We start from the raw sequence: 24,315 nt of genomic DNA, 5'->3' as shown, positions 1-24,315 counted from the left end.
GCCGGCCACACCCACGACCGGCAAGGAACCCCGCATGACCGTCACCACCTGGAACCGCCAGCGTCCCTCCGGGATGCCCTCCCACCGCTACCGCGACGTCTACGACCGCGTCCCCGTCCCGCTCGTCGAGCGCACCTGGCCGACGCGTCGGCTCACCACCGCCCCGCTGTGGGTGCCCGTCGACCTGCGCGACGGCAACCAGGCCCTCGCCGAGCCGATGGACCCCGCCCGCAAGCGCCGGTTCGTCGAGCTGCTCGTCGCGATGGGCTACAAGGAGATCGAGGTCGGCTATCCGTCGGCCTCGCAGACCGACTTCGACTTCGTCCGGCTGCTCGCCTCCTCCGACCTGGCGCCGCCCGACGTGACCGTCGTCGTGTTCACGCCCGCGCGCCGGGATCTGATCGAGCGCACCGTCGAGTCCGTGCGCGGGATGCGCAATCCCGTGGTCATCCATCTCTACACGGCCACCGCCCCGACCTGGCGCGACGTGGTGCTCGGCCACTCCCGAGCCTCGCTGAGAGACCTGGTCCTGGCCGGCGCGAGCGACGTCCTCGAGCTGGCGGACGGGCTGCCCGACGTGCGCTTCGAGTTCTCGCCCGAGGTCTTCAACCTCACCGAGCCCGACTACGTCCTGGAGATCTGCGACGCGGTGACGACCCTGTGGGACGCGACCCCGGAGCGGCCGGTGATCCTCAACCTGCCCGCCACCGTCGAGGTCGCCACGCCCAATGTGTACGCCGACCAGATCGAGTACATGCACACGTCCCTGGCCCGCCGGGACTCCGTGATCCTCTCCGTGCACCCGCACAACGACCGCGGCACCGGCATCGCCTGCGCGGAGCTGGCGGTCCTGGCCGGCGCCCAGCGGGTCGAGGGCTGCGTCTTCGGCAACGGCGAGCGCACCGGCAACGTCGACATCGCCACCCTCGCCCTCAACCTGCACGCCCAGGGCATCGACCCGATGATCGACTTCTCCGACATCGACGAGGTCCGCCGCACGGTCGAGCACTGCACGCGGATCGAGGTGCACCCTCGGCACCCCTACGCCGGCACCCTGGTGCACACCGCCTTCAGCGGCACGCACCAGGACGCGATCCGCAAGGGCTTCGCCGAGCACCGGGCCCGGGCCGCGGAGCTCGGCAAGCCCGAGGACGAGGTCGAGTGGCGGGTGCCCTACCTGCCCGTCGACCCGGCCGACCTCGGCCGCAGCTACGACGAGGTGATCCGGGTCAACTCCCAGTCCGGCAAGGGCGGCATCGCCCACCTGCTGGAGGCGGAGTACGGCGTCGAGCTGCCCCGCCGGCTGCAGATCGACTTCAGCCGGCGCGTCCAGCAGCACACCGACGCCACCGGTGGGGAGGTCACCGCCGCGCAGCTGTGGGCGCTGTTCGAGGCGGCCTATCTCAGCGCCGCCGCGAGGGAGTCGGGCGCGCGGGGGACCGTGCTGGCGTCGTACCGGACGGGGGTGGGGGTCGGCGCCGACGCCGTCCCCCTCACCCTCGTCGAGTACCGCTCCGACGACGGCTCCACCGCCTGGGCGGCGAGCCGGTCGGACGATGGGCGCCCCCGGCAGGAGTCGAACCCGCAACCATCGGAGTAGAAATCCGCTGCGCTATCCATTGCGCCACGGGGGCCTGGCCCGAGGGTATCGCTCGATTCCCGCGCGCCCTGCGCCGCCTGGGGAGGACCCGCCGGTCGTGTCGCCCCTGTTCCGGTGATGGGCCTGCCGAGGCGCACGGACCGGGTCAGCCCCAGGCGGCCTTGATGCCCGCGAGCAGCTCGGGCGGCGCGTCGAGCACCCCGCCCACGACGCCGGGAGCATCCGAGGGCCCTGCGTCGCCCGGGGCGGTGTCGAACGGCTCGCCGGTGAGGCGGACCTGCCGGCAGCCGTAGTCGTCGACCACCACGCCGGTCAGGTCGTCGCGGTGACGGAGCACGAGGAGCCACCGGGGGCCGAGGTCGGACGTGCAGATCAGGTCGTCGTGCGCGGGCCGGAGGCCCGCCAGCGACATCGTGAGCGGGTCCAGGGCGTCGGCGGCGACCGGCTGTGCGGCACCGTCGCGCTGCCACCGGTAGGTCACACCCGACCCCTGCGCCGCGGGGCCCGCCTCGAGCGGGAGATAGCGGCAGACCCACGCCCGGTCGGGCGCCCGCAGCGACGGTGCCGACGCGGCCGGCCGGTCCGTGCCGAACCCGTGACCGCCCGGGTCCGCGCCGAGCGGCAGCTGGTCGGGGCAGGTTAGGTCGTCGGGGGCGGTCGATTCCTGGGTCTCGATGGCGGGGGCCTCCGGGCCGTCGGCACACCCGCCGAGGATCAGGAGTGCCGTCACGAGGACGGGGACAGCGACCGGGACACGCGCGAGGAACTCCATGTCGTTGCGACGGTCGCGACGGCGGAAAGGTTCCGGGCTCAGTGCCCCGCGATCGCGGCGGCGACCGCGTGGTGCACCTCCGGGTGGAACACCGACGGCATGATGAAGCTGGCGTTCAGCTCGTCGTCGCGTACGACGAGCGCGATGGCCTCGGCGGCGCGCAGCATCATCTCCATCGTCACCTCGGAGGCCCGGGCGTCGAGGAGGCCCCGGAAGACACCGGGGAAGGCGAGCACGTTGTTGATCTGGTTGGGGAAGTCCGAGCGGCCCGACGCCACGACCGCGGCGTGGCGGGCGGCCGCGGCGGGGTCGACCTCGGGATCGGGGTTCGCGAGGGCGAAGACGACCGGGTCGGCCGCCATGGTCGGGATCCACTCCGGATCGAGGATGCCGGGGGCGCTGACGCCGATGAAGACGTCGGCGCCCTCGAGCACCTGCTGCAGGCCGCCGGTGCGGCGCGCGCGGTTGGTGAGCGCGGCCAGCTCCTGGTGGGCTGCCGACAGGCCGGGGGCGTCGGCGACGAGCGCGCCGTCGCGGTCGACGACCACGACGTCCTGGACGCCCGCGGCGAGCAGGAGCTTCACGATCGCGGTGCCGGCCGCGCCGCCGCCGGAGACGACGACGCGGGCGGTGCCGAGCTCCTTCTTCACCACGCGCAGCGCGTTGGTGAGGGCGGCGAGCACGACGATCGCGGTGCCGTGCTGGTCGTCGTGGAAGACCGGGATGTCGAGCCGCTCGCGCAGGCGGGCCTCGATCTCGAAGCAGCGCGGGGCGGCGATGTCCTCGAGGTTGATGCCGCCGAAGCCGGGGGCGATCAGCTCGACCGCACGCACGATCTCGTCGGTGTCCTGGGTGTCGAGGCAGATCGGCCAGGCGTCGATCTCGCCGAACCGCTTGAAGAGCGCGGCCTTGCCCTCCATCACCGGCAGTGCGGCGCCCGGTCCGATGTTGCCGAGGCCGAGGACGGCCGATCCGTCGGTGACGACGGCGACGGCGTTGCCCTTGATGGTCAGCCGGCGGACGTCCTCGGGGTTCTCGGCGATCGCCATCGAGACCCGGCCGACGCCGGGGGTGTAGGCGAGCGACATGTCGTCGCGGGTCTTGAGCGGCACCTTGGAGGAGACCTCGATCTTGCCGCCGAGGTGGATGAGGAAGGTGCGGTCGGAGACCTTGTGGACCTCGACGCCGGCGACCGCCGCGACCGCGGCCTGGAGGTCGGCGGCGTGCTCGGCGTCGGCGGCCGAGCAGGTGACGTCGACGGTGAGCCGGTGCGCGCTGGAGTCCGCGACGTCGATCGCGGTCACCATCCCGCCGGCGCCGGCGATCGCCGTGGCGACCTCACCCACGACCCCGTGGTCGACCGTGGTGTGCAGACGCATCGTGATGGAGTACGACGAGGCAGTGGCAGTCCTGGTGGGCACGGACCCAGTCTCGACCCGCCCGGGGGTTACTCGGAAGTCGCCGGACCTCCGAGCCCCCGGACGGGCCGGGGGAGCGGCTACTTGCGCTCGTGCGTGTGCGCGACGTACACGTCGCAGGAGGCGTGCGCGGCCACGTCGCGGGCGATGCTGCCGAGCACCCGACCGGCGATGCCCTGGACCCGCTTGTTGCCGACGACGATCAGCTCGGCGCCCAGCTGGTCGGCCGCGGCCACCATCGCCTCGCCCGGCTTGCCGTCGGCCGCGGCCGTGGTGACCTCGAGCCCGGGGAACGCCGTACGCAGGGTGGTCGCGACCTTGGCGGCCACCTCCTCGGCGTCCCGCTCGGAGCTGAGGATGAGGGTGTCGCTGCCGATCTGCACGGTCTCGGACTCGTACTTGCCGAAGGCGGACACCACGTGCAGCCGGGCGCCCAGCGCCTGGGCAAGCGTCGCTGCCCTCTCGGCCGCCGCCATCGCGGTGTCGCTGCCGTCCACACCGGTCACGATCGTCTTGTCCGCCATCGCTCTCTCCTGTTCGAGCTCACCGAGTACACCGAATGCACCGAGTTGTCAGGGCAGCAAGGTAGCGCAGCGCGCCGTCGCTCCCCGGCCTCGGGGAACCACGGGCCGATCTCGCCTGCTGCGCGCCGCGACGCTCGCGACGGCGACCGGCACCTCCCCGGATCGTCGCCCGGCTCAACCGCGGAGGGTGGCCATCCACTCCTCGATCGCGTCGGGGGTGCGCGGGAGCGCGGCCGAGAGGTTCTCGATGCCGTCGGCGGTCACCACGACGTCGTCCTCGATCCGGATGCCGATGCCGCGCAGCTCCTCGGGGACGAGCAGGTCGTCGGCCTGGAAGTACAGGCCGGGCTCGACGGTCAGCACCATGCCCTCGACCAGGTCGGCCTCGCGGTACGCCTCGGGCGCGGCCTGGCCGCAGTCGTGGACGTCCATCCCGAGCATGTGGCTGACGCCGTGCAGCGTCCAGCGGGCGTAGACCCGGGAGTCGGGGGAGAGCGCCTCGTCGACCGACACCGGCAGCAGGCCGAGGTCGTCGAGACCGTGGGCCAGCACGCCCATCGCCGCGTCGTGGCCGGCCAGGAACCTCGCTCCCGGCCGCAGGGCCCCCAGCGCGGCGTCCTGGGCGTGCAGGACCAGGGTGTAGAGGTCGCGCTGGAGCGGGGAGAAGGTGCCGGCGACCGGCAGGGTGCGGGTGACGTCGGCGGTGTAGAGGTTCGCGCCCTCGACGCCCATGTCGAGCAGGATCAGCTCGCCGGGGACGACGGCGCCCGAGTTCTCGATCCAGTGCAGGGTCGTCGCGTGGGAGCCGTTGGCGACGATCGACTCGTAGCCGAGGTCGTTGCCCATCGTCCGCGCGCGGCGGAAGAAGGTGCCCTCCAGCCAGCGCTCGCCGTGCTCGATCACGCGGTCCCACTCGCGCGCGCAGTCCTCGAAGCCGAGCGTGGTCGCGTCGACCGCGGCCTGCAGCTCGGCGACCTCCCAGGCGTCCTTGACCAGGCGCATCTCGGAGGCGACCCGGGCCAGCTCGCCGTCCCGGGCGTCGTCACCGGCGACGAGGCCGTCGACGGTGGCGGACACACCGCGGTGCACGCGGGTCTTCGCGCTGCGCGCCAGGTCGGCCTCGAGCTCGTCGACGTGCTTGACCGTCAGCCCGAGTGCAGCCTCGAGCTCGCCGGCCGACGGACGCTTGCCGGCCCACAGGGCGCCGTACTGCCGGTCGCGGAAGAACTCGTCGGTGTCGCGGCCCGAGCGCGGCCGCGCGTAGAGCACCGAGGATCCGTCGGGCTCGACGACCAGGACGGCGTCGGAGGTGTGGTTGCCGGAGTAGTAGGCGTGGGCCGTGTCGGCGCGGAACCGATAGTCGGTGTCGTAGGCGCGCACCTGGTAGCCGCCGCCCGGCAGGACCAGCCGCTCACCGGGGAAGGCCTCGGCCAGGCGGGCGCGGCGGGCCGCGGCGCGGTCGGCGACGGGGTGGCGCGCGACGTCGTCCTCGCGCTCGTCCCAGCCGGTCCGCATGAACGCGGCGTAGGCCTCGGGGACGGCGGGGTCGTGCTGCTCCGTCTTGGGGGCGTTCTGGGCGCTGTCGTCGGTGATGTCCGCACTCACATCGTCACTGTACGCTCGCCGGCACACCCGGCGATCGGGGGCGCGGCCGTCGCTCCGGATAGGGTTCCCCCATGCCTCCAGCCCGCCGCAACAGTGTTGCCTTCACGGTCGTCGTGACCGTGGCGGTGGTGCTCGGCGCGCTGCTCACGCTGCTGATCCTCGCCCTGTCGGGCGCCCCGGGCATCACCCTGCTGGCGACCGCGCTCGCCGCGCTACCGGTCGGCCCGGTGCTGGCGGCGTACCTCTGGCTGGACCGCTACGAGCCCGAGCCGCGCATGCTGCTCGTCGGCGGTCTCGCCTGGGGCGCGTTCGTCGCGACCATGGCCGCGATCGTCGTCCAGGGCCTCGGCGGCCTGCTGGTCGGCTTCACCGACGACTTCTCGCTGGCGGTCGCCGCGCCGGTGATCGAGGAGGCGAGCAAGGGCCTGTTCCTGGTCCTGTTGCTGTGGTGGCGCCGGGCCGAGGTCGACGGGATCCTCGACGGGATCGTGTACGCCGGCATGGTCGGCGTCGGCTTCGCCTTCACCGAGAACATCCTCTATCTCGCCGCCGCCTGGAACGGCACCGACGGCATGGGCCCCGGCGGCATCGAGGCCGTCACCGGCACCTTCGTGGTCCGCTGCGTCTTCAGCCCCTTCGCGCACCCCCTGTTCACCGCGTTCACCGGCATCGGTGTCGGCCTCGCGGTCGCCTCGCGCAGCCGCACGGTCCGCTGGCTCGCGCCGCTCGGCGGCTATCTCCTCGCCGTGCTCGCCCACGCCGTCTGGAACGGCTCCACGGTCTACGGGTTCGGCAGCTTCGCCGTCGTGTACGTCGTCATCATGGCGCCCGCCTTCATCGGCATGATCGCGCTGGCCTGGTGGGCCCGCGAGACCGAGGCCCACGTGCTGCGGATGGCGCTCACCGACGCCGCCCAGCGCGGCCTCCTGCCGGCCACCGACATCGGCTGGGTCGTCGACCTGCGCGCCCGCCGCGACGCGCGGCGCCACGCCCGCCTCCAGGGCGGCCCGGAGGCGGAGCGCGCGATGCGTGACTACCAGCAGGCCGCCATCGAGCTCGGCTACCTGCACCATCGGCTGCTGCGGGGGACCGCCCCGGCCGACTGGCAGGTACGCGGTCAGGACTTCCTCGGTCGGATCCAGGCGGCCCGGCCGCGGATCGCATTTCCCGGACAGGTGGTACCCCAGCGATGACCCTCGGCGCCGATCTCAGCGACAACTTCCTCGGGAGCAGGATGCTCACCGAAGTGGTCCGCCTGCACGGATCTCTGCTCAACGCGCCGCTCCCGCTCGATCTCCCCGGCGTGGACGCGCTGCGGGTCGGCCGCGAGCACATCATCGAGCAGCTCGAGGACTACATCATCCCGCGGCTCACCGAGATCGACGCCCCGCTGCTGGTGGTCGTCGGCGGCTCCACCGGTGCCGGCAAGTCCACGCTCGTCAACACCCTCGTCGGCAGCCGGGTCACCGTCCCGGGCCTGCTGCGGCCCACGACGCGCTCGCCCGTCCTGGTCCACCACCCCGAGGACGGCCGCTGGTTCGGCGCCGACCGGCTGCTGCCGGAGCTGGCGCGGGTCCAGCAGCCCACCAACGACCAGTTCGCGATCCAGCTCGTCCCGAGCACCGCCGTGCCGCGTGGCCTGGCGGTCCTCGACGCCCCCGACGTCGACTCCGTCGACGAGCGCAACCGCGAGCTCGCCGCCCAGCTGCTCGCCGCCGCCGATCTGTGGCTCTTCGTCACCTCCGCCGCGCGCTACTCCGACCAGGTGCCGTGGGAGCACCTCAAGAACGCCGTCGACCGCAACACCGCCGTGGCGCTCGTGCTGAGCCGGACGCCGGAGGAGGACGTCGCGACCGTCTCGGTCCACCTCGCCCGGATGATGGCGGCCCGCGGGCTCAAGGACAGCCCGCTGTTCGCCGTACCCCAGGGCACGGTCAGCGAGGAGGGGCTGCTGCCGGCGTCGTACGGCACCGAGATCAAGGGCTGGCTCGCGGCGCTCGCCGCCGACGCCGCCGCGAAGCGCGATGTCGTCAACCAGACCGTCGCCGGAGCCGTCCGCACGGTGACCCGCAAGGCCTTCCCGATCGCCGACGCCGTCGCCCAGCAGGTCGAGGCCGTCGGTGAGCTGCTGACCAGCGCCGACCAGGTGTACGACGGCGCGCAGACCGCGCTGCTCACCGCCGGTGCCGACGGGACGCTGCTGCGCGGCGACCTGCTGGCGCGCTGGCAGGAGTTCGTCGGCAGTGGCGAGCTGACCCGCACCCTCGAGGCCAAGGTCGGCTTCGTGCGCGAGCGGCTGGTCAACGCGATCAAGGGCAAGCCGCAGCAGGCCGAGCGGGTCGGCGTGGCGATCGAGATGGGCCTGGAGGCCCTCGTCGCCGACCACGCCGAGCGGGCCGCCGCGGCGGCGGCCGCCGCCTGGCGCGAGCGGTCCTACGGCGAGGCGCTGCTCCGGTCGACGACCGACGACCTCACCCGGGCCGGTCGCGGCCTGCGCGCGCAGGCGGAGCAGGAGATCCGGGGCTGGCACGACGAGTTGCAGGAGTTCGTCAAGCACGAGGCCGGCGACGCGCGCCACAGCGCCCGCTTCCTCGCGCTCGGCGCGCGCGGGCTCGCCGTCACGCTGGGCGTCGTGGCCCTGGCCGGCCCCGACCCGCGGGGCGCCGCGGGCGAGTCGGTACGGCTGGGGCGGACCCTGCTGGAGAGCACCCTCGGCGACGCCGGGGCGACCCGCGTGGTCGACCAGGCCCGCGGCACCCTCGCCCGCCGGCTGACCATCCTGATGGGCGCCGAGCGCGCCCGGTATCTCGCGCCGGCCGCACAGTGGGAGCTCAAGCCGGACGCTCCGGACCAGCTCCGCCAGGCGGCGCGACGAGTGGACGACCTGCGGTTCGCCGCGGCGAAGAAGGGGACGGGTGGACACCTGTGACTGCACCGTTGGCTGAAGGACCCGACGACCGGATCCCCGGGGACCTCGCGACCCGGGGCACACCGATCGGCGCCCGGGTCGCCGGGCTCGGAGCCGCCGTCGAGGCCGCCCGCGGCCGGGTGGCCGACGCGGTCCTCGACGACGTCGCCACGGGTGTGGACAGGTCCACCGGACGGCTGCGCCTCTCGGCCCGGCACACGGTCGTGGCCATCGCCGGCGCGACCGGGTCGGGCAAGTCGTCGACCTACAACGCGCTGACCGGCCTGGAGCTGTCCTCGGTCGGCATCCGCCGGCCCACGACCTCCTGGGCCACCGCCGTGGTGTGGGGGAGCGAGGGCGCCGGCGAGCTGCTGGACTGGCTCGGTATCCCGCCGCGGCACCAGACCATGCGCGACTCCATGCTCGACACCCGCTCCGAGTCGGAGTTCGACGGCGTCGTCCTGCTGGACCTCCCCGACCACGACTCCACCGAGGTCGCGCACCACCTGGAGGTCGACCGGCTGGTGGCCGTCGCCGACCTGATGGTCTGGATCCTCGACCCGCAGAAGTACGCCGATGCGGCCGTCCACGACCGCTACTTCAAGCCGATGGGCACCCACCAGGGCGTCATGCTCGTCGCGCTCAACCACATCGACACCGTGCCGCCCGAGCGGCGGCAGGCGATGATCGACGACGTGAGGCGGCTGCTCGCCGAGGACGGGTTGCCGCAGGTCCAGGTGCTGCCGATCTCGGCGAAGGAGGGCATCGGCATGGCCGAGCTCCGCGCCGAGATCCTGCGTCGGGTCAACGACAAGCGCAGCACCAGCCTGCGGGTCGAGGCCGACATCGCGGCTGCGGCGGGCCGCCTCGAGCAGGCGGGTGGCACCGTCCCCGCGACCGAGCTCTCCGCGCGCCGGGTCGAGGAGGTCGAGGACCGGCTCGCCGACGCCGCCGGCATCTCCGCGGTGGTCGAGGGCATCGAGCGCACCGTGGGCGAGCGGGCGCGCGCGGCGCGGTCACGTGGCCGCCCCTCGCACTGCTGGGGCGTGGCGCGGACGGGCCCGGGGCCGACCCCGAGGTCGCGCCGCTCGACCGGGCCGCCGTCGACACGACCGTGCGGGCGCTCGCCGACGAGGCCTCCGACGGCGTCGGCCCGGCCTGGGCGCCACGGGTCCGCGACGTCGCGTCGGCCCGGCTGGCCGCGACCGGCGAGCGGCTCGAGCAGGGCCTGCGCGGCGTCGACCTCGGCGGTCGACTGCCTGCCTGGGTCGGCCTGGTCCGGCTGCTCCACTGGCTGCTCCTGCTCGCCGCCGTCGGCGGGTTCGCCTGGTGGGCCGTGGCGGCCGTCCAAGGCACCACCGCGGACCTGACCGAGGTCGCGGGCCTCCCGCTGCCCGCGGTCCTCGGCGTCGGCGGCCTGCTGCTCGGGCTGCTGCTCGCCGTCGTCGGCCGGATGCTGGTGCGCGGCCTGGCTCGCCAGCGCGCCGACCAGGCCGACGAGCGGCTGCGGGGCGTCGTGCACCAGGTGCTCGACAGCGACGTCGTGCAGCCGATCGGCGCCGAGCTGTCGTCGTACGCCGCCTTCCGGCGCGGCATCGAGACCGCCCGCGGCTGAGGTCGCGAAGCCGCGTCTCGACACCTCGGTCCCGTCCGCATCAGACGTCCCCGGAGAGGCCCTCGATCCTCCACAGCCCCGGTGCGGGCGCGCGTCCGTCCACAGCCGCGCGGCGTACCGAGGCCGTCGGTCGGCCCGGTGGCGTGGACTCCCCGTGACCGGTCGCCCCCGCGGCCGGCACGATGAGAGGAGTCCGAGATGTCCCACCAGACGATGGTCACCGTGCAGGGCTGGATCGGCACGACGCCGATGCTGCGCGAGGTCGGCGGTGTGCCGGTCCTCAGCTTCCGGCTCGGCTGCACCCCACGTCACTTCAGCCGGGCCTCCGGCGCCTGGGTCGACGGCCAGCCCCAGTGGTACGGCGTGAGCGCATGGCGGCGCCTCGCGACCCACGGCGGGCCGTCCCTGCGCCAGGGCGACCCGGTCCTCGTGCACGGCCGGCTCGAGCACCGCACCTACGTCAACAAGAACGGCGTCGAGGTGCTCGCGCTCGAGATCGAGGCGCTCACCATCGGCCACGACCTCACCCGCGGGGTCGCGACCTTCGTCAAGGCCGCCCCGCCGGCCGCGGCGGGCGAGCCCGAGCGCGCCCCTGAGCGTGAGCCCGAGCGTGACCCCGAGCGCGACCCCGGGCAAGGACGGAGCGCCGCCGCTGCGTAGCCTGGGGGCATGGCTGAGTACGTCCTCTCTCTGCGCAATGTGCGCAAGGCCCACGGCGACAAGGTGGTCCTCGACAACGTCACGCTGTCGTTCCTGCACGGCGCGAAGATCGGCGTCGTCGGTCCCAACGGCATGGGCAAGTCCTCGCTGCTCAAGCTGATGGCTGGGTTGGACGTGCCCAACAACGGCGACATCGTCCGCGACCCCGACGCCACCGTCGGCATGCTCCAGCAGGAGCCGCCGCTGACCGAGGGCAAGACGGTGCTGGAGAACGTCGAGGAGGCGGTCGCCGACACCAAGGCGAAGATGAAGCGCCTCGAGGACGCCTACATGGAGATGGGCGACCCCGACGCCGACCAGGACGCACTCATGGCCGAGACGGGCGAGCTGCAGACCGAGCTCGACAACATGAACGCCTGGGACCTCGACAGCCGCCTGGAGCAGGCGATGGACGCGCTGCGCTGCCCGCCGTCCGACGCCCTCGTCGACAACCTGTCCGGTGGCGAGCGCCGCCGCGTCGCGCTGTGCAAGCTCCTGCTCCAGCAGCCCGACCTGCTGCTGCTCGACGAGCCCACCAACCACCTCGACGCCGAGTCGGTCCAGTGGCTCGAGGGCCACCTCAAGTCGTACCCCGGCGCCGTCCTGGCCGTGACCCACGACCGGTACTTCCTCGACAACGTCGCCCAGTGGATCGCCGAGGTCGACCGCGGCTCCATCCACGGCTACGAGGGCAACTACTCGACGTACCTCGAGACCAAGAAGGAGCGGCTCAAGGTCGAGGGCGCCAAGGACGCCAAGCGCGCCAAGATGCTCGAGAAGGAGCTGGAGTGGGTGCGCTCCAACGCCAAGGCCCGCCAGACCAAGTCCAAGTCGCGTCTGGCCCGCTACGAGGAGATGGCCGCGGAGGCCGACAAGGCCCGCAAGATCGACGCCGCCGACATCAACATCCCGCCGGGCCCGCGGCTCGGTGACGTCGTCCTCGAGGCCGAGCACCTCACCAAGGGCTTCGAGGGCCGGGTGCTGTGGAACGACATCTCCTTCACGCTCCCGCGCGCGGGCATCGTCGGCGTCGTCGGACCCAACGGCGTCGGCAAGACCACCCTGTTCCGGATGATCACCGGCAGCGAGGAGCCGGACGCAGGCAAGCTCAACGTCGGCCAGACGGTGAAGATCTCCTACGTCGACCAGAGCCGCGGCGGCATCGACCCCGACAAGAACGTCTGGGAGGTCGTCTCCGACGGCCTGGACTTCATCAAGGTCGCCAACTTCGAGATGAACAGCCGCGCCTACGTCGCCTCGTTCGGCTTCAAGGGGCCGGATCAGCAGAAGAAGGCCGGCGTGCTCTCCGGTGGTGAGCGCAACCGCCTCAACCTGGCGCTCACGCTCAAGCAGGGCGGCAACATGCTGCTCCTCGACGAGCCGACCAACGACCTGGATGTGGAGACCCTGTCCTCGCTCGAGGACGCGCTGCTCGACTTCCCGGGCTGTGCCGTCGTCACCTCGCACGACCGCTGGTTCCTCGACCGGGTCGCCACCCACATCCTCGCCTGGGAGGGCACCGAGGAGAGCGAGGGCGAGTGGTTCTGGTTCGAGGGCAACTTCGCCTCCTACGAGGAGAACAAGATCGAGCGCCTCGGCGTCGAGGCGGCCCGCCCCCACCGGGTCACCCACCGCCGCCTGACGCGAGACTGAGCTGGATGACGCGAGCGCGTCGCCGCCGGGCGGGACTCCCGCTCCGGCCGGCGGCACGCTCGCTCGGGTCTGCGCGGCTCGTCCCTGGCGGCGCCGCGCTGCCGCGCGCGCGGTTGGCTCTCGTAGACCCAGCGTTGCGAGGCGGCCACACTGTCGGCATCGACGGTGGGACGCTCGTGTCTAGGAGCGGATCTCGCGCTCCGGGTGCGCGCAGATCAGCTGGTCGCAGACCGCGTTCATCACGCGGCCCAGCGCCAGCAGGTCGTTGCGGTCGACGAGGTCGATGAGCGACTGGCGAACGGTCTCGACGTGGTCCGGGGCCGCGGTGCGCAGCATCTCCTGACCGGCGTCGGTGAGCCGACAGTCGACGCCGCGACCGTCGTCCGGCGACTCCTCGCGGACGACGAGGCCGGCCGCCTCCATCCGTTTCACGGTGTGGGTGACCCGGCTGCGGCTGTGGGCGAGCGCGGCGGCCAGCTGGGCCATCCGCAGCGTCCCGTCGGCCTCGGAGAGCCGGACCAGGATCTCGTACTCCACCGCGGAGAGCCCGTGCCCGCGACGCAGGTCCTCGTCGAGGCGGTCCAGCAGCAGGGTCGTGCCGAGGAGGAAGGAGCGCCAGGCGCGCTGCTGGTCCTGGTCGAGCCACCGCGGCTCGTGGCCGGTCGCCACCCGCGCAGCGCTCTCGTCAGTCACCGCGTCAGTCTAAGGCGAACCTCATCAGCACCCGCGGGTGTCCGCTCAGGACGGACGTGGTGTCGGCGGCATGGCGGAAGCCGGCGGCCTCGAAGTTGGCCCGCAGGCCGGCGTACGCCATGGTCTGGTCGACCTTCGCGTCGCCGTTGTCGAGCGGGTACGCCTCGACCGCCGGCGCGCCCTGCTCGCGGGCGAAGGCGACGGCGCCCTCGATGAGGTGGTGGGAGATGCCCTGGCCGCGGTGCCCGGGACGCACCCGGATGCACCACAGCGACCAGACCGGCAGGTCGTCGACGTGGGGGATCTTGCGATTGCGGGCGAAGGTCGTGGCCGATCGAGGCGCGACCGCCGCCCAGCCGACGGGTACGTCGCCGTCGTAGGCCAGGACGCCGAGCGGTCCCTCCTCGAGCAGTCGGGCGACGAACTCCCCGCGCTCCTGCCCGCGCATGGCGTTGTTGACCGTCGACGGGATCCGGTAGCTCAGGCACCAGCACACGCTGGCGTCGGCCCGCTTCGGCCCGACCAGTGCCTTGACGTCCTCGAAAGCGGTCGCCGGCCGCACCTCGATACTCATGGTCCGCAGGCTACGACTCCCGACCGACACCGACCCGTCGCATCTGAACGTCCAGAAAGCGCCGACCCGGCGCGTTCAAACGCGCCGGGTCGGTGGTCCAGGCAGGCCGTGGCCCTGGGATTCGTCGCAGGCTGTCCCTTGTCCCGGGTTTCCGCGAAAGGGCCGGCCTCGCCTGGATCCATCTAGATTTCCGCCGACGACTCCGTGGTCTCGGACCTGAGGAACTCATCGAGACAGAGCCCGATGGGGTGGTGGGCTTTGCCTTCGGGTCGTACGAGCGGGCATTCGCCTCCGACGCGGGTGTGTTGGCATGGAGGAAAGACGGTCGAGATTGTTGAGATCACCATCGTCAACCGCGCGGCCCTTCGCGGAGTATCGAGTCATGAAGCCCTCCGACGTCGGTATGCGATTCGACCACGTGAGCGTGTGTGTCTCAGACCTGGATGCCGCTCGTCAGTTCTACTGTGAGCTGCTGAAGTTCGAGGAGATCGAGCGTCCCGCGTTCGATTTCGACGGCGTTTGGCTGAAGGTCTCAGGCATGCCGGTCCATCTGACGACCGGCGGTTTCCGGCGCGGCGGTGGGGCGCCACAGAGTCCGGCCGATCCCCATTTCGCGGTTGCCGTTCCCGCGCCAGGAGATCTTGATGAGCTCGTCGACTCGTGGCGCGAGCAGGGCGTGGACGTGTTCGAGCTCGAGGACTCGCCGGCTGCGGAGCGCCAGTACTTCGTGACCGATCCCGACGGCAACATGATCGAGTTCTGTTCGTACGGCGCGTAGTCGCTCGATTCTGCCAACACGCGACACCCATTTGCTCGGACTTTTCTGTCCGGGCCCAAGAGAAGGATGAAAGCACATGTCAGAAGAGCTTCTGCCCGAGCTGTCGGAGGCGTATCAGCTTCCTGACGGCACCCTCGAGCACCTCCGGTCACAGAGCTGGGCGCCACTTCCGGGACTGTTGAGCGCCGACGCCGTGCAAGCCATGCTCGACCAGGTGCAGAGGTACGCCGCGCCGGTCCAGCCGTCTGAGTCCGAGAAGTGGATGACGTCGGAGGAGTACGCGCGGGTCCTGCAGAGTTACGACGGCATGGCGTGGACGGACAACTGGTTCCGCGAACTCGCGTTGTCGCCCCGCCTCGCCGGGCTGGCGCTCGATCTTCTGGACGAGCCGGAGGGCCTGTTCATCCATGACATGACGTTCACGAAGCCTGGCAACGACGGCGGCCCCACCCCCTTCCACCAGGACTACCCGTTCTGGCCGTTCGACCGTAAGGGCGCCTTCACGATCTGGATCGCGCTGACCGATCTCACGGCGGACATGGGGATTCTCAAGTTCATGCCCGGCTCGCACAACGAAGGGCCCCTTGGGCGGTTCAGCCGCGCACCCGGAGACGACATCCGCAAGGCGTACCCGTACCTCGAGGGCAAGTATGGATTCGCGGGGGGCACCGACCTCAAGGCCGGCGACGCCACGGTGCACTACGACTTGACCGTGCACGGTGCCGACGGCAACAAGACCACACAGGGGCGTGCGGCGTACACGTTGCGCTACATGCCGACGGACGTGATCTACACCGGTGCACCTCACCGCCACTTCGACGCGTTCGAGATGACGCCGGGTGAGCTGTTCAGCGACAGCCCCCAGGTGCCGCGCATCAGCCGGCTCGGCTGAGCGCGCTCAGCGCTCGGCAGGTGTGGCGAGCTTTGAGAGATCGGGTCGTCGCGACGCTGGTTCGAGGTCGCGCCTGCGATGCGACGACCCGATCGTCGCGTGTCTCATCCGGTCGAGTCAGCCAAGGTGAGGGAGGTTCGTCGTGGTGGGTCACGTACTGGTCGCTGGGGCGAGTGGACTCGTCGGGACCTCGGTCGTCGACAGCTTCCTCGCTGACGGCTGGAAGGTCATCGCCGTCTCCAGGCGGCGACCCGAGATCCAGTCGTCAAGAAGCTTCCACTGGATCCCGGCGGACCTGCGTGACCCCGCCGCCCTCGACCGGCATGCGGACCATCTCGAACGAGTGAGTCATATCGTGTTCGCAGCGCTGTACGAGATGCCCGGCCTCGTGTCCGGCTGGACGTCCGTCGACCACGGTCAGATCAACCTGGACATGCTTCGGAACGTGGTCGAACCGACGACGTCCGTGGCCGACCTGACCCACGTCGGCCTCTTGCAAGGGGGCAAGGCCTACGGCGTCCACCTTCACGACGTGCCCATCCCAGCCCGTGAACGCATGCCGCGAGATGATCACCCCAACTTCTACTGGCTCCAGGAGGACTACCTCAGGTTCGAGGCGGCACGCCTGGGGTTCGGCTGGACGATCTACCGGCCCGCCGCCATCTTCGGAGCGACGGCCGGCGTCGCCATGAACAGCCTCATTCCGATCGGCGTCTATGCGGCCATCTGCAAGGCGACGGGTCGACCGTTCGCATACCCGGGTGGCGCTGAGGCCATCCGTCAGGGGTGCGACGCAGGTCTGCTTGCGCGGGCGATCTTGTGGGGAGCCACCAATCGCTCGGCGAACGGCGAGCAGTTCAATGTGACGAACGGTGAGGTCTTCTCCTGGCCGGACCTGTGGCCCGCCCTCGCCGAGTGCTTCGGTGTACCCGACCCGGGGCACGCGGTGCCGACGAGGCTGGCTGAGTTCCTGCCCGCCCACGAGGACGTGTGGCGCGAGATCGTCGTCGCACACCGCCTCCGTCCGATGAGCTTGGGCGACCTGCTCGGGGAGTCCCATCACCTGGCGGACTTCGCGCTGAATTACGGACAGGATCAGGTGCCGCGCCCTGCGGTGATGAGCTCGGTGAAGATCAAGCGGTTCGGATTCCACGAGGCCGTCGAGACCGACGCAAGTGCATGTCACTGGATCAAGCTGATGCAGCGGCGACGACTACTGCCCCTCCCATGAGCCCCGGTGGTCGTCCGCACTCCGACCCCGACGATGTCGGGGTTATCGTCACGGTCGCCGACATCGTCGAGGTCCACCAGCTCATCGGTCTCTACTGCATGCTGGCGGACAGTGGAACGACATGCGACTGGACGCGGGTCTTCGATCCCGAAGCCTCGCTGGACATGACAGCGCTGGGCGGATCCCATCTGCAGGGGGTGGCCGAGATCGCAGCGTTCTTCGCTCTGGGGAGTCCGCCCCATCCGCCGGCACACCAGACAACCAACCCGTACGTGTGGCTCGAGGACTCCGTGCTTCGCTCGACTTCTACCTACCACTCGATCGACCGAGCGAGCTCCGACGTCCGCGTGGGGCAGTACGACGATGTCTACACTCGCGCAGGCGCTCGCCTTCGCATCCTCCGTCGAGTGCTGACCCCTCGATGGATGGTCGGTCCATCGCTGAGTGAACGTGGACTTGTCTAGCGCCGGCAGAGATCAGTGCGGGGATTTCGCGGGACCGAGCTGGGCGCTTTGTGAACGCCGGCCCGGCGTTGTTGCGCGAGCCGTCTGTCCGAGGTGACCGGCCGTGACGCGCGGTCAGCGGCGTCCTCGTCGCGATCGTCGACTTCGATCCTGGCTGGTCAACCGACCACCCAGCGCTGTTGACCATCGGATGCCGGGCCCGGCGTCGCCACCGGGATGCTGAAGTGCGGAGGACGAGATGAGTGCTTCCTCACCATCCTTCATCCGACAGGGTTTGTCGCACGCGACGAGACGTCGGAGCTCACGCTGTCGGGTGAGGTGAGACCGAGCCGGAGCTTCCTGAGCACTCGAGGTCGCCGACTATGTGTCGCCACGGCGAGGACGCCGACATTTGGGGGAGACCACATTGGAACGGCCGGGACTTCAGGGCAGGGTCGCTGCGAGGCCGCTGGCCCGATACTCGATGCAAGGAGACGCTCTTGCCCGTCACACCGTCCACGTTCCGCTCCGTCCTCTTCGCCGCGCCGAACGACGATGCCCCTACCGCAGGTTCCCAGGTTCCGAGACTTTCGGAGGCGGTCGCCTCGGCGGCGTCGATTCTGTTGTTCGACCTCGAGGACACCGTGCCGGAGTCTGAAAAGGCCGCGCGCCGCGAACAGATCCTGCAGGTGGACGTGCCACGTGCACGGACCTGGGTGAGGATCAATCACGAGGACCATGCCGGCTGGGCGGATGACATCCGCGTCGCGGCTGCGACAGCCTCGGCAGTGATGGTCCCGAAGGTCGAGAGCGCTGAGCAGCTGGCGCGGGTGCGGACCGCTCTGCTCGAGACGGGGGTGGAGGCGGAGCTCGTCGCCCTGGTCGAGACTGCGCGCGGCCTACTCCATCTCGACCAGATCTGCGGCCAGGGCGAACCTCCGCACGCCCTCGTCGTGGGTATCGGTGACCTCACCCGTGACACGAACACCCTGTACACCGGCATGGGGGAGTTCGAGAACCACGTGCGCGCGCGGTTGGTGGAAGTGTCCGCGGCGTACGGTCTCACCGCCCCCATCGACACGGCTTCGCTGATCGTCGGCGATCTGGACTTCGTGCGCGAGGAATGTCGTCTCGCGAAGCGCATGGGATTCACCTCCAAGCTGTGTCTGACACTTCAGGACGTCGACGTCGTGACGAGCGAGTTCGGCTTCACCGAGGCGGAGATCGATCATGCCCTCGCCATCGTGGAGGCCTATCAGGAGGGCCTCGAAGCGGGACAGGGGCAAGTGGTCGCTCGCGGCGTGATCGTGGACGTCCCAACAGTCGGCAGGGCACTGGACGTCCTTCGCGCCGCGGGACGAGACGACGCGGGGATCGGCGCTCGCTGAGACGGAGTACGGCGAGCCTGTCGTCAGGTCCCTGACCGAGCTAGGGACCTGGCGATCCGACGTGCCCGGCGTGCGGTCAGACACTCGCCTCTCCGGGCTGGTGGGTGTGTGTCTCTCGCGCCAGGAGCGAGCCAATTGTGTGAGCACACATTGTGGCCTGGATCACCGGCAGACATCGTTCGGTATGGCAGAGGTCACATCCTCGCCAGGAGAGCGGTCGAACGTTCTTGACTGATCGGTCGGCGCTTTTACCTTACGAGAAGGGGCAGATCTTCATGATTCCACACGCAGCACTCGGCAAGAAGGCGGCCATGGGAGCCACCGCGCTGTTGACCGCGCTCAGCCTGACCGCCTGTGGCGCTGACGCCAAGGCGGACAGCGATGATCTCGAGATTGGCTATCTCGCCCACCTGACGGGCCCGACGGCGGGCCCGTACGGGCTCCCGTTCGACAAGGGGATCAAGCTGGGTGTGGAGGCCGTCAACGAGAGCGGCGTTCTCGGCGACCTCAAGCTCAGGCTCGACAGCCAAGACGTCGGAGGCGAGGTGCCGTCCGCCATCACGCAGTACAACAAGTTCCTTCGCGACGACATCTCGATCTTCATCAGTCCGAGCTCGACGCCGATCCAGCGGGCACTGCAGCCGTACATGGAGAAGGACGACGCCGTGCTCCTGAGCTCGTCGGTCGGTGACGAGACGAAGTCGGAGCCGGGCGGCGTGTTCGCGCTTCCCGACGCCATCACGCCCAACGAGAACTTCGGCAAGTACGTCGCCACCGAGGGGGCGAAGACGGCCGTGATGCTCGTCGATGGAGAGAACCCGGCGTTCAAGGACATTGCCGCAGCCCTGCAGGAGGGGTACGAAGAAGCGGGCGGAGAAATGGTGGAGGAGATCGACATCTCCGCCAAGGACAACGACTTCGCGCCGGTCGTCACGAAGATCAAGGCAGCGTCCCCGGACGCCGTGTTCTTCTCAACGCTGTCTGAGACCGCGGGCAACCTCATGGTCCAGATGGAGCGCTCCGGAGGATTCGAGGACGTCCAGATGGCGGGAGGCGTCTCCTGGGGCAAGCAGGTCTACGACGTCGCTGGTGATGTCGCCGTCGGCGCACAGTTCGCGGCCTACTGGGCCCCGGCCGAGGGTGGCGAGTTCGAGAAGCGTTTCATCGAGGAGTACGACGTCCCGCCCGAGTCCGTCTCAGCCACCGGCTACCAGACTGCTTGGCTCATCGCTGGCGCTGCGTCCTTGGCGGTGGAGGCCGACGAAGACCTCGATGGAGCGGCGATCGCCAAGTACATGCCGCAGGCCGCTGAGACTGACATCGTCAAGGAGAACGGAACGTACGAGTCCTGGGCCTTCCGCGACAGTGGGACAGCGATCTACCCGGGCGTCGTCATGGAGTTCGACGAGACCGGAACCATCGTCCCTGTGGGCAAGTGATCGGCTCGGGGCGGAGACGGCACCATGGACTTCTTTCTTCAGCAAACTATCAACGGTGTGGCGTTGGGGTCGTTGTTCGCGCTCTATGCGCTGGGCTTCAGCCTGGTCTTCGCCAATATGAAGGTCTTCCACGTCGCCCACGCAGCGATCTTCACCTGGGGAGCTGTGTTCGCGTGGGAGCTCACGGACGGTCTCGGATGGTCGTTGCTCGTCGCGCTGCCCGTGGTCGCGCTCCTCGCAGGGGTCCTCAACGTGCTCGTCTATCTCCTGGCGATCCGGCACCTGCAGGGGCGAAAGAACAGTGACATGTTCATCTTCGTCTCCAGTCTGGGGGCAGGAATAGTCCTGACGGAGTTCGCACTCCACCACCTCGAGAACACCGTGGTGCGGCTGCCCTTCGATCTGATCGGGACGCGGAGCTGGTCGGTCCTCGGTCTTCAGCTCTCGAATCTGCAGTTGATCATCGTCGGCACCGCGGTAGCCATGTTCGTCTTCCTGAAGTGGCTGCTGGCGTCCACCCAGTTCGGGCGCGAGGTGAACGCGGTTGCCAGTGATCGGGAGGTGGCGGCGGTGATGGGGATCAACGCGGAGCGCGTGAGCGTCCTGGTGTTCTTCATGTCCGGCGCCTTGGCGGGCCTTGGGGCCACCTTGGTGTCGCTCGCGTTCAACATCGTGGAAGGCAACATCGGTCACAACTACCTGGTCATCGCGATGGCGGTGCTCGTGATCGGCGGGATCGGCAGCGTGTCCGGCGGCTTCCTCGGCGGCGTCATGGTCGGCCTGGCGTCGGCCTACACGACCGGGTACCTCTCGTCGTCGTACCGCGACGTCGTGGTGTTCGGACTGTTGATGCTCTTCCTCGTCCTGCGCCCCGACGGGATCGTCAAGTCGGCCAACGTCACTAATCGGGCCTAGCAGATATCTAAGGAAATCCTGTGTACTTTCTGTCCGCCTTTGGCGCATACGACTTCCTGATCAGGGACTCGCTGATCCTCATCCTTGTCGGCGCCAGCATCTACTTGCTGTTCAACGCCGGCTTCTTCGCCGTTCCGCAGATCGGGTTCATGGCCATCGGCGCGTACACGGCGGCGCTCGCGTCACAGAAGTGGGAGCTTCCGCTCGCTCTCACGCTGACCTCGGCACTCGTCGTCGGCGCACTCTTCGGGCTTGTGCTCGGGTTGGCGCTCTTCCGATTGAACGGCGTCTATCTGGCGATCGCCACGGTCGGCTTCAGTGAGATGGTTCGGGTGACGATCCGCAATCTGGAGGTGACGGGCGGTCCGACCGGTCTCGTCGGCATCGACCTGTCGCTCAACGACCTGCACATCCTGCTGATCGTCCTCGTCGTCTTCGTCGGGCTGGCTCTCCTTCGGCGCACGCGCCACGGCAGCGCCATGGTGGCGATCCGCGAGGATCCACTGATGGCTGCGCATCAGGGGATCAGCGTTCGTCGGTACCGGGTGATGCTCTTCATCGGATCCGGTGCGCTGGCCGGGCTCGCTGGCGGGATGAGGGTTCACCTGACCGGCTTCGTCGAGCCCTCGGCCTTCTCCTTCGACCTGCTGAGTGACATCCTCGCCGCGACCGTCGTGGGGGGCATGACGGTTGTTGCGGGCCCCCTCGTCGGCGGTGCGTTGATCTTCGGGCTCGCCGAGGTCCTGCGGGAGTTCCAGGCCTATCGACACATGGTCAACGGAGCGTTGATCGTCCTCATCGTGGCGTTCGCGCCCGCCGGGGCGCTCCTCCTGGTCAAGGACTCGATCGTCAAGGTCCTACGACGGGTCAAGCTGCTTCCACCACCGGCCTCGACGTCGGTGTTCGACCACGACAGGGCGGTCTCGGATGTCGCGGTGGCACCAGTTGCTTCGAGGGAGCCGGCCCGGTATACGAGTCTGCCCATCCTGGCCGTCGAGGACCTGGCGAAGAACTTCGGCGGGGTCAAGGCGGTGCAGAACGTGGATCTGGAGGTGTACGAGGGCGAGGTTCTCGGCATCATCGGTCCGAACGGGTCGGGGAAGACGACGGTCCTCAATCTTCTGTCTGGCGTCTACGTGCCCGACTCAGGTCGCGGGAAGTTGGCCGGAACGGCCGTCGATCATCTATGGGGGCGTCCCGAGAAGCTGATGCGAAGGGGACTCTCCAGGACCTTCCAGAACATCCGGCTGCTGGACGGGTGCTCGGTGGCGGAGAACGTCCGCGTCGGCGCCTACTTGGATTCAGCGCACGATCCGTTGGCGCACCGGCTGGGGCTGACGAGCTGGTCGAGCGAGGGCCGCCATCTCGTCGGGTCCGACGAGGCGGTCAGCCTGGCCATGTCCAGAGTCGGCATCTCGCACATTGCCTCGCTCGACGTGGCGGCCCTCCCCTACGGCCTGAAGCGGAAGGTCGAGATTGCACGGGCGCTCGTCGCCCAGCCCAAGCTGCTGCTGCTCGATGAGCCCACAGCCGGCATGTCGCCCGCCGAGAGGGACGACATCTTCGCTGTCGTGGAGAGCCTGCGCGCGGAGGGAGTCAGCGTGGTCATCGTCGAGCACGATGTCAGCTCGATGGTCCGGCACTGCGATCGAATCGTGGTGCTCAACTTCGGCAAGGTCATCGCCGTCGGCGATCCCGAGGAAGTCACCAGCTCGAAGGAGGTCATCGATGCCTACATCGGCGACGTTGCTCACGCTTGAGAACTTGTCGGTCCGCTACGGGCAGGTATGTGCCGTCGAGGCTGTGAACCTGACCGTCAACCGTGGTGAGGTCGTGGCGATCCTCGGAGCCAACGGTGCCGGGAAGTCGTCGTTGCTGCGAGCGATCAGCGGTGAGGCCGGTCACGTCGAGGGGCAGGTCCGCTTCCGTGACATGGATCTGCGCAAGGGTCCGCGCTATCAAGTGGCCCGGCGGGGTGTCGCGCATGTCATGGAGGGCAGGCGGGTCATTCCGACGCTCTCGGTCCTGGACAACCTCGTGATGGCAGCGAAGGCTTCACATCGAGTCGATCGTGGCAGTACCCAGGGGATGCTCGACGAGATCTACACCTACTTTCCGCGACTTCGTGAGCGGGGCAAGCAGGCGGCCGGCCTGCTGAGCGGGGGCGAACAACAGATGCTTGCCATCGGTCGTGGACTGATGGCCAAGCCCGATCTCCTGCTCCTGGACGAGCCCTCCATGGGGCTCGCGCCGATCATGATCAAGGAGATCTACGACATTCTCCGCGCCCGGGACGGGATTCTCGGCGAGTGTGCCGTCTTGCTGGCCGAACAGAGTGCCGCGCTGGCCCTGTCGGTCTCCGACCGTGCCTATGTGCTGTCTCGCGGCGGGGTGGTGTATCACGGCGCGGCAGCTGAGCTCGACGGGGACAAGGTCGCAGTGGCCTACCTCCAGGGTTGATGTCGAGCAGACGCATGGGACGACCCAGGGATCAACCTGGGCATGCCGGGCTGACCGTGCGTCCCCAACCCCGGTGAGATGAAGAGGCGCCCGCCCAGCCCCGCTGGGACGGGCGCTTCTCACTTTCCCCTGGCCGGGGCAGATGCAGATCCTCCGTCTCGCGTGGTGGCGCCCACCTCGATGCGACCTACCTCCAGGTGCCCAACCAGCCCGGCAAAGGCGGCCAGGTCGTGTCCATGGCCGTCGTGGTCGCGACCGGCGTGACCACCCGCGGAGAACGGGAGATCCTTGGCCTGGCCGGCGTGCAACTGGCCATCAGCGACCAGCACGCCGGCCTGGTGAAGGCCCTGTCCCGGGCATTCCAGGGTGTTGCCCGCCAGAGATGTCGGGCCTACCCACGTTGGTTCGCACGCAGCCTGCTCGCCCACGTGCCCCAAGGGCCAGGCCGAGCTGGTGACGTCGACCTTCCGGATGATCTTCGCCCAGCCCGCTCGAGCGGGTCGACAAGGAGATCAAGCGCCGAGCCCGCATGATCGGGATCTTCCCCGACCCGCAAGCGTGATCGACTGGTAGGGCGGGGTGTTTGATCGACCTGCACGACGAATGGGTCGCCGGCGAGCGCCGCTACCTGACCGAAGGATCCATGGCCGAGCTCTACGTCACTGTGGGGACTGACTCGGTCGACGCCATCGAGAGCAGCGACGTGGA

General features: G+C 69.7%; 22 protein-coding genes, 1 tRNA gene and 1 pseudogene. 17 read left to right on the top strand and 7 right to left on the bottom strand.

Going from position 1 to position 24,315, the window contains the following annotated elements:
* Positions 1–73: 73 nt before the first annotated feature.
* Positions 74–1,600 (top strand): 2-isopropylmalate synthase, encoded by a 1,527-nt coding sequence (locus QJ852_19535; GenBank protein WGX99483.1) that lies wholly within the window; start codon positions 74–76, stop codon positions 1,598–1,600.
* On the opposite strand, the gene QJ852_19530 is transcribed toward QJ852_19535, so the two are convergent.
* From QJ852_19530 to QJ852_19510, 5 genes are all read right to left on the bottom strand, one after another.
* A tRNA-Arg gene (locus QJ852_19530) sits at positions 1,562–1,634 on the bottom strand. The genes QJ852_19535 and QJ852_19530 overlap by 39 nt on opposite strands.
* Positions 1,635–1,745: 111 nt before the next feature.
* The gene (locus QJ852_19525) at positions 1,746–2,372 is read right to left on the bottom strand and encodes a hypothetical protein (GenBank protein ID WGX95338.1); all 627 of its coding nucleotides are present in this window, start codon (positions 2,370–2,372) and stop codon (positions 1,746–1,748) included.
* Positions 2,373–2,410: 38 nt separating this feature from the next.
* The gene (locus QJ852_19520; protein ID WGX99482.1) at positions 2,411–3,751 is read right to left on the bottom strand and encodes an NADP-dependent malic enzyme; all 1,341 of its coding nucleotides are present in this window, start codon (positions 3,749–3,751) and stop codon (positions 2,411–2,413) included.
* 119 nt (positions 3,752–3,870) lie between these two features.
* Positions 3,871–4,314, bottom strand: coding sequence for a universal stress protein (locus QJ852_19515; protein WGX95337.1), 444 nt, complete (start codon positions 4,312–4,314; stop codon positions 3,871–3,873).
* A 174-nt stretch (positions 4,315–4,488) separates the two neighbouring features.
* Positions 4,489–5,919: an aminopeptidase P family protein gene (locus QJ852_19510; protein ID WGX95336.1), complete on the bottom strand. Its 1,431-nt coding sequence runs from the start codon at positions 5,917–5,919 to the stop codon at positions 4,489–4,491.
* A 71-nt stretch (positions 5,920–5,990) separates the two neighbouring features.
* On the opposite strand from QJ852_19510, the gene QJ852_19505 reads away from it, so the two are divergent.
* The 6 genes from QJ852_19505 to ettA all read left to right on the top strand — a co-directional run bounded on the left by QJ852_19505 (position 5,991) and on the right by ettA (position 12,794).
* Positions 5,991–7,112 carry a PrsW family intramembrane metalloprotease gene (locus tag QJ852_19505; GenBank protein WGX95335.1) on the top strand — a complete coding sequence of 374 codons (1,122 nt, stop codon included), beginning with the start codon at positions 5,991–5,993 and terminating at the stop codon, positions 7,110–7,112.
* Positions 7,109–8,848: a GTPase domain-containing protein gene (locus tag QJ852_19500; GenBank protein WGX95334.1), complete on the top strand. Its 1,740-nt coding sequence runs from the start codon at positions 7,109–7,111 to the stop codon at positions 8,846–8,848. The genes QJ852_19505 and QJ852_19500 overlap by 4 nt, the downstream gene beginning before the upstream one ends.
* Positions 8,849–8,856: 8 nt before the next feature.
* On the top strand, positions 8,857–10,197 hold the full coding sequence (locus QJ852_19495; protein ID WGX95333.1) for a 50S ribosome-binding GTPase: 1,341 nt from the start codon (positions 8,857–8,859) through the stop codon (positions 10,195–10,197).
* Positions 10,164–10,442: a hypothetical protein gene (locus tag QJ852_19490; GenBank protein WGX95332.1), complete on the top strand. Its 279-nt coding sequence runs from the start codon at positions 10,164–10,166 to the stop codon at positions 10,440–10,442. The genes QJ852_19495 and QJ852_19490 overlap by 34 nt, the downstream gene beginning before the upstream one ends.
* Before the next feature lie 198 nt (positions 10,443–10,640).
* Positions 10,641–11,102 carry a single-stranded DNA-binding protein gene (locus tag QJ852_19485; protein WGX95331.1) on the top strand — a complete coding sequence of 154 codons (462 nt, stop codon included), beginning with the start codon at positions 10,641–10,643 and terminating at the stop codon, positions 11,100–11,102.
* A 9-nt stretch (positions 11,103–11,111) separates the two neighbouring features.
* On the top strand, positions 11,112–12,794 hold the full coding sequence (gene ettA, locus QJ852_19480; protein ID WGX95330.1) for an energy-dependent translational throttle protein EttA: 1,683 nt from the start codon (positions 11,112–11,114) through the stop codon (positions 12,792–12,794).
* Positions 12,795–12,974: 180 nt separating this feature from the next.
* Here the strand turns inward: ettA and QJ852_19475 are convergent, their stop codons facing one another.
* On the bottom strand, positions 12,975–13,487 hold the full coding sequence (locus tag QJ852_19475; protein WGX95329.1) for a MarR family transcriptional regulator: 513 nt from the start codon (positions 13,485–13,487) through the stop codon (positions 12,975–12,977).
* Between the two features lie 4 nt (positions 13,488–13,491).
* Entirely contained in the window at positions 13,492–14,061 is a 570-nt protein-coding gene (locus QJ852_19470; protein WGX95328.1) for a GNAT family N-acetyltransferase, read from the bottom strand.
* A 382-nt stretch (positions 14,062–14,443) separates the two neighbouring features.
* On the opposite strand from QJ852_19470, the gene QJ852_19465 reads away from it, so the two are divergent.
* The 10 genes and pseudogenes from QJ852_19465 to QJ852_19420 all read left to right on the top strand — a co-directional run bounded on the left by QJ852_19465 (position 14,444) and on the right by QJ852_19420 (position 24,265).
* Entirely contained in the window at positions 14,444–14,839 is a 396-nt protein-coding gene (locus QJ852_19465) for a VOC family protein (GenBank protein ID WGX95327.1), read from the top strand.
* Positions 14,840–14,915: 76 nt separating this feature from the next.
* The gene (locus tag QJ852_19460; GenBank protein ID WGX95326.1) at positions 14,916–15,731 is read left to right on the top strand and encodes a phytanoyl-CoA dioxygenase family protein; all 816 of its coding nucleotides are present in this window, start codon (positions 14,916–14,918) and stop codon (positions 15,729–15,731) included.
* Positions 15,732–15,876: 145 nt separating this feature from the next.
* Positions 15,877–16,962, top strand: a complete 1,086-nt coding sequence (locus tag QJ852_19455; GenBank protein ID WGX95325.1) for an SDR family oxidoreductase — start codon at positions 15,877–15,879, stop codon at positions 16,960–16,962.
* A complete protein-coding gene (locus QJ852_19450; GenBank protein ID WGX95324.1) occupies positions 16,959–17,426 on the top strand; it encodes a nuclear transport factor 2 family protein in 468 nt (155 codons plus the stop codon). Before QJ852_19455 ends, QJ852_19450 begins: the two co-directional genes overlap by 4 nt.
* A gap of 479 nt (positions 17,427–17,905) precedes the next feature.
* Positions 17,906–18,793 (top strand): CoA ester lyase, encoded by an 888-nt coding sequence (locus QJ852_19445; protein WGX95323.1) that lies wholly within the window; start codon positions 17,906–17,908, stop codon positions 18,791–18,793.
* 311 nt (positions 18,794–19,104) lie between these two features.
* Positions 19,105–20,232: an ABC transporter substrate-binding protein gene (locus QJ852_19440; GenBank protein ID WGX95322.1), complete on the top strand. Its 1,128-nt coding sequence runs from the start codon at positions 19,105–19,107 to the stop codon at positions 20,230–20,232.
* Between the two features lie 24 nt (positions 20,233–20,256).
* Positions 20,257–21,147, top strand: coding sequence for a branched-chain amino acid ABC transporter permease (locus QJ852_19435; protein ID WGX95321.1), 891 nt, complete (start codon positions 20,257–20,259; stop codon positions 21,145–21,147).
* Between the two features lie 20 nt (positions 21,148–21,167).
* Positions 21,168–22,907, top strand: coding sequence for a branched-chain amino acid ABC transporter ATP-binding protein/permease (locus QJ852_19430; GenBank protein WGX95320.1), 1,740 nt, complete (start codon positions 21,168–21,170; stop codon positions 22,905–22,907).
* A gap of 43 nt (positions 22,908–22,950) precedes the next feature.
* A complete protein-coding gene (locus QJ852_19425; protein ID WGX95319.1) occupies positions 22,951–23,607 on the top strand; it encodes an ABC transporter ATP-binding protein in 657 nt (218 codons plus the stop codon).
* A gap of 173 nt (positions 23,608–23,780) precedes the next feature.
* Positions 23,781–24,265 (top strand): annotated as a pseudogene (locus QJ852_19420) (transposase).
* Positions 24,266–24,315 lie beyond the last annotated feature (50 nt).

It is taken from the genome of Nocardioides sp. L-11A, from assembly GCA_029961745.1.
Taxonomy (GTDB): domain Bacteria; phylum Actinomycetota; class Actinomycetes; order Propionibacteriales; family Nocardioidaceae; genus Nocardioides.
The sequence above is the reverse complement of the archived record's forward strand: the minus strand, read 5'-3'. Positions and strand labels throughout refer to the sequence as shown.

Excerpts from the sequence above, each read along its gene's own strand:
- QJ852_19535 (WGX99483.1), top strand. The coding sequence starts at position 74 with ATGCCCTCCCACCGCTACCGCGACGTCTACGACCGCGTCCCCGTCCCG.
- QJ852_19525 (WGX95338.1), bottom strand. The coding sequence starts at position 2,372 with ATGGAGTTCCTCGCGCGTGTCCCGGTCGCTGTCCCCGTCCTCGTGACG.
- QJ852_19520 (WGX99482.1), bottom strand. The coding sequence starts at position 3,751 with ATGCGTCTGCACACCACGGTCGACCACGGGGTCGTGGGTGAGGTCGCC.
- QJ852_19515 (WGX95337.1), bottom strand. The coding sequence starts at position 4,314 with ATGGCGGACAAGACGATCGTGACCGGTGTGGACGGCAGCGACACCGCG.
- QJ852_19505 (WGX95335.1), top strand. The coding sequence starts at position 5,991 with ATGCCTCCAGCCCGCCGCAACAGTGTTGCCTTCACGGTCGTCGTGACC.
- QJ852_19500 (WGX95334.1), top strand. The coding sequence starts at position 7,109 with ATGACCCTCGGCGCCGATCTCAGCGACAACTTCCTCGGGAGCAGGATG.
- QJ852_19485 (WGX95331.1), top strand. The coding sequence starts at position 10,641 with ATGTCCCACCAGACGATGGTCACCGTGCAGGGCTGGATCGGCACGACG.
- ettA (WGX95330.1), top strand. The coding sequence starts at position 11,112 with ATGGCTGAGTACGTCCTCTCTCTGCGCAATGTGCGCAAGGCCCACGGC.
- QJ852_19470 (WGX95328.1), bottom strand. The coding sequence starts at position 14,061 with ATGAGTATCGAGGTGCGGCCGGCGACCGCTTTCGAGGACGTCAAGGCA.
- QJ852_19465 (WGX95327.1), top strand. The coding sequence starts at position 14,444 with ATGAAGCCCTCCGACGTCGGTATGCGATTCGACCACGTGAGCGTGTGT.
- QJ852_19460 (WGX95326.1), top strand. The coding sequence starts at position 14,916 with ATGTCAGAAGAGCTTCTGCCCGAGCTGTCGGAGGCGTATCAGCTTCCT.
- QJ852_19450 (WGX95324.1), top strand. The coding sequence starts at position 16,959 with ATGAGCCCCGGTGGTCGTCCGCACTCCGACCCCGACGATGTCGGGGTT.
- QJ852_19440 (WGX95322.1), top strand. The coding sequence starts at position 19,105 with ATGGGAGCCACCGCGCTGTTGACCGCGCTCAGCCTGACCGCCTGTGGC.
- QJ852_19435 (WGX95321.1), top strand. The coding sequence starts at position 20,257 with ATGGACTTCTTTCTTCAGCAAACTATCAACGGTGTGGCGTTGGGGTCG.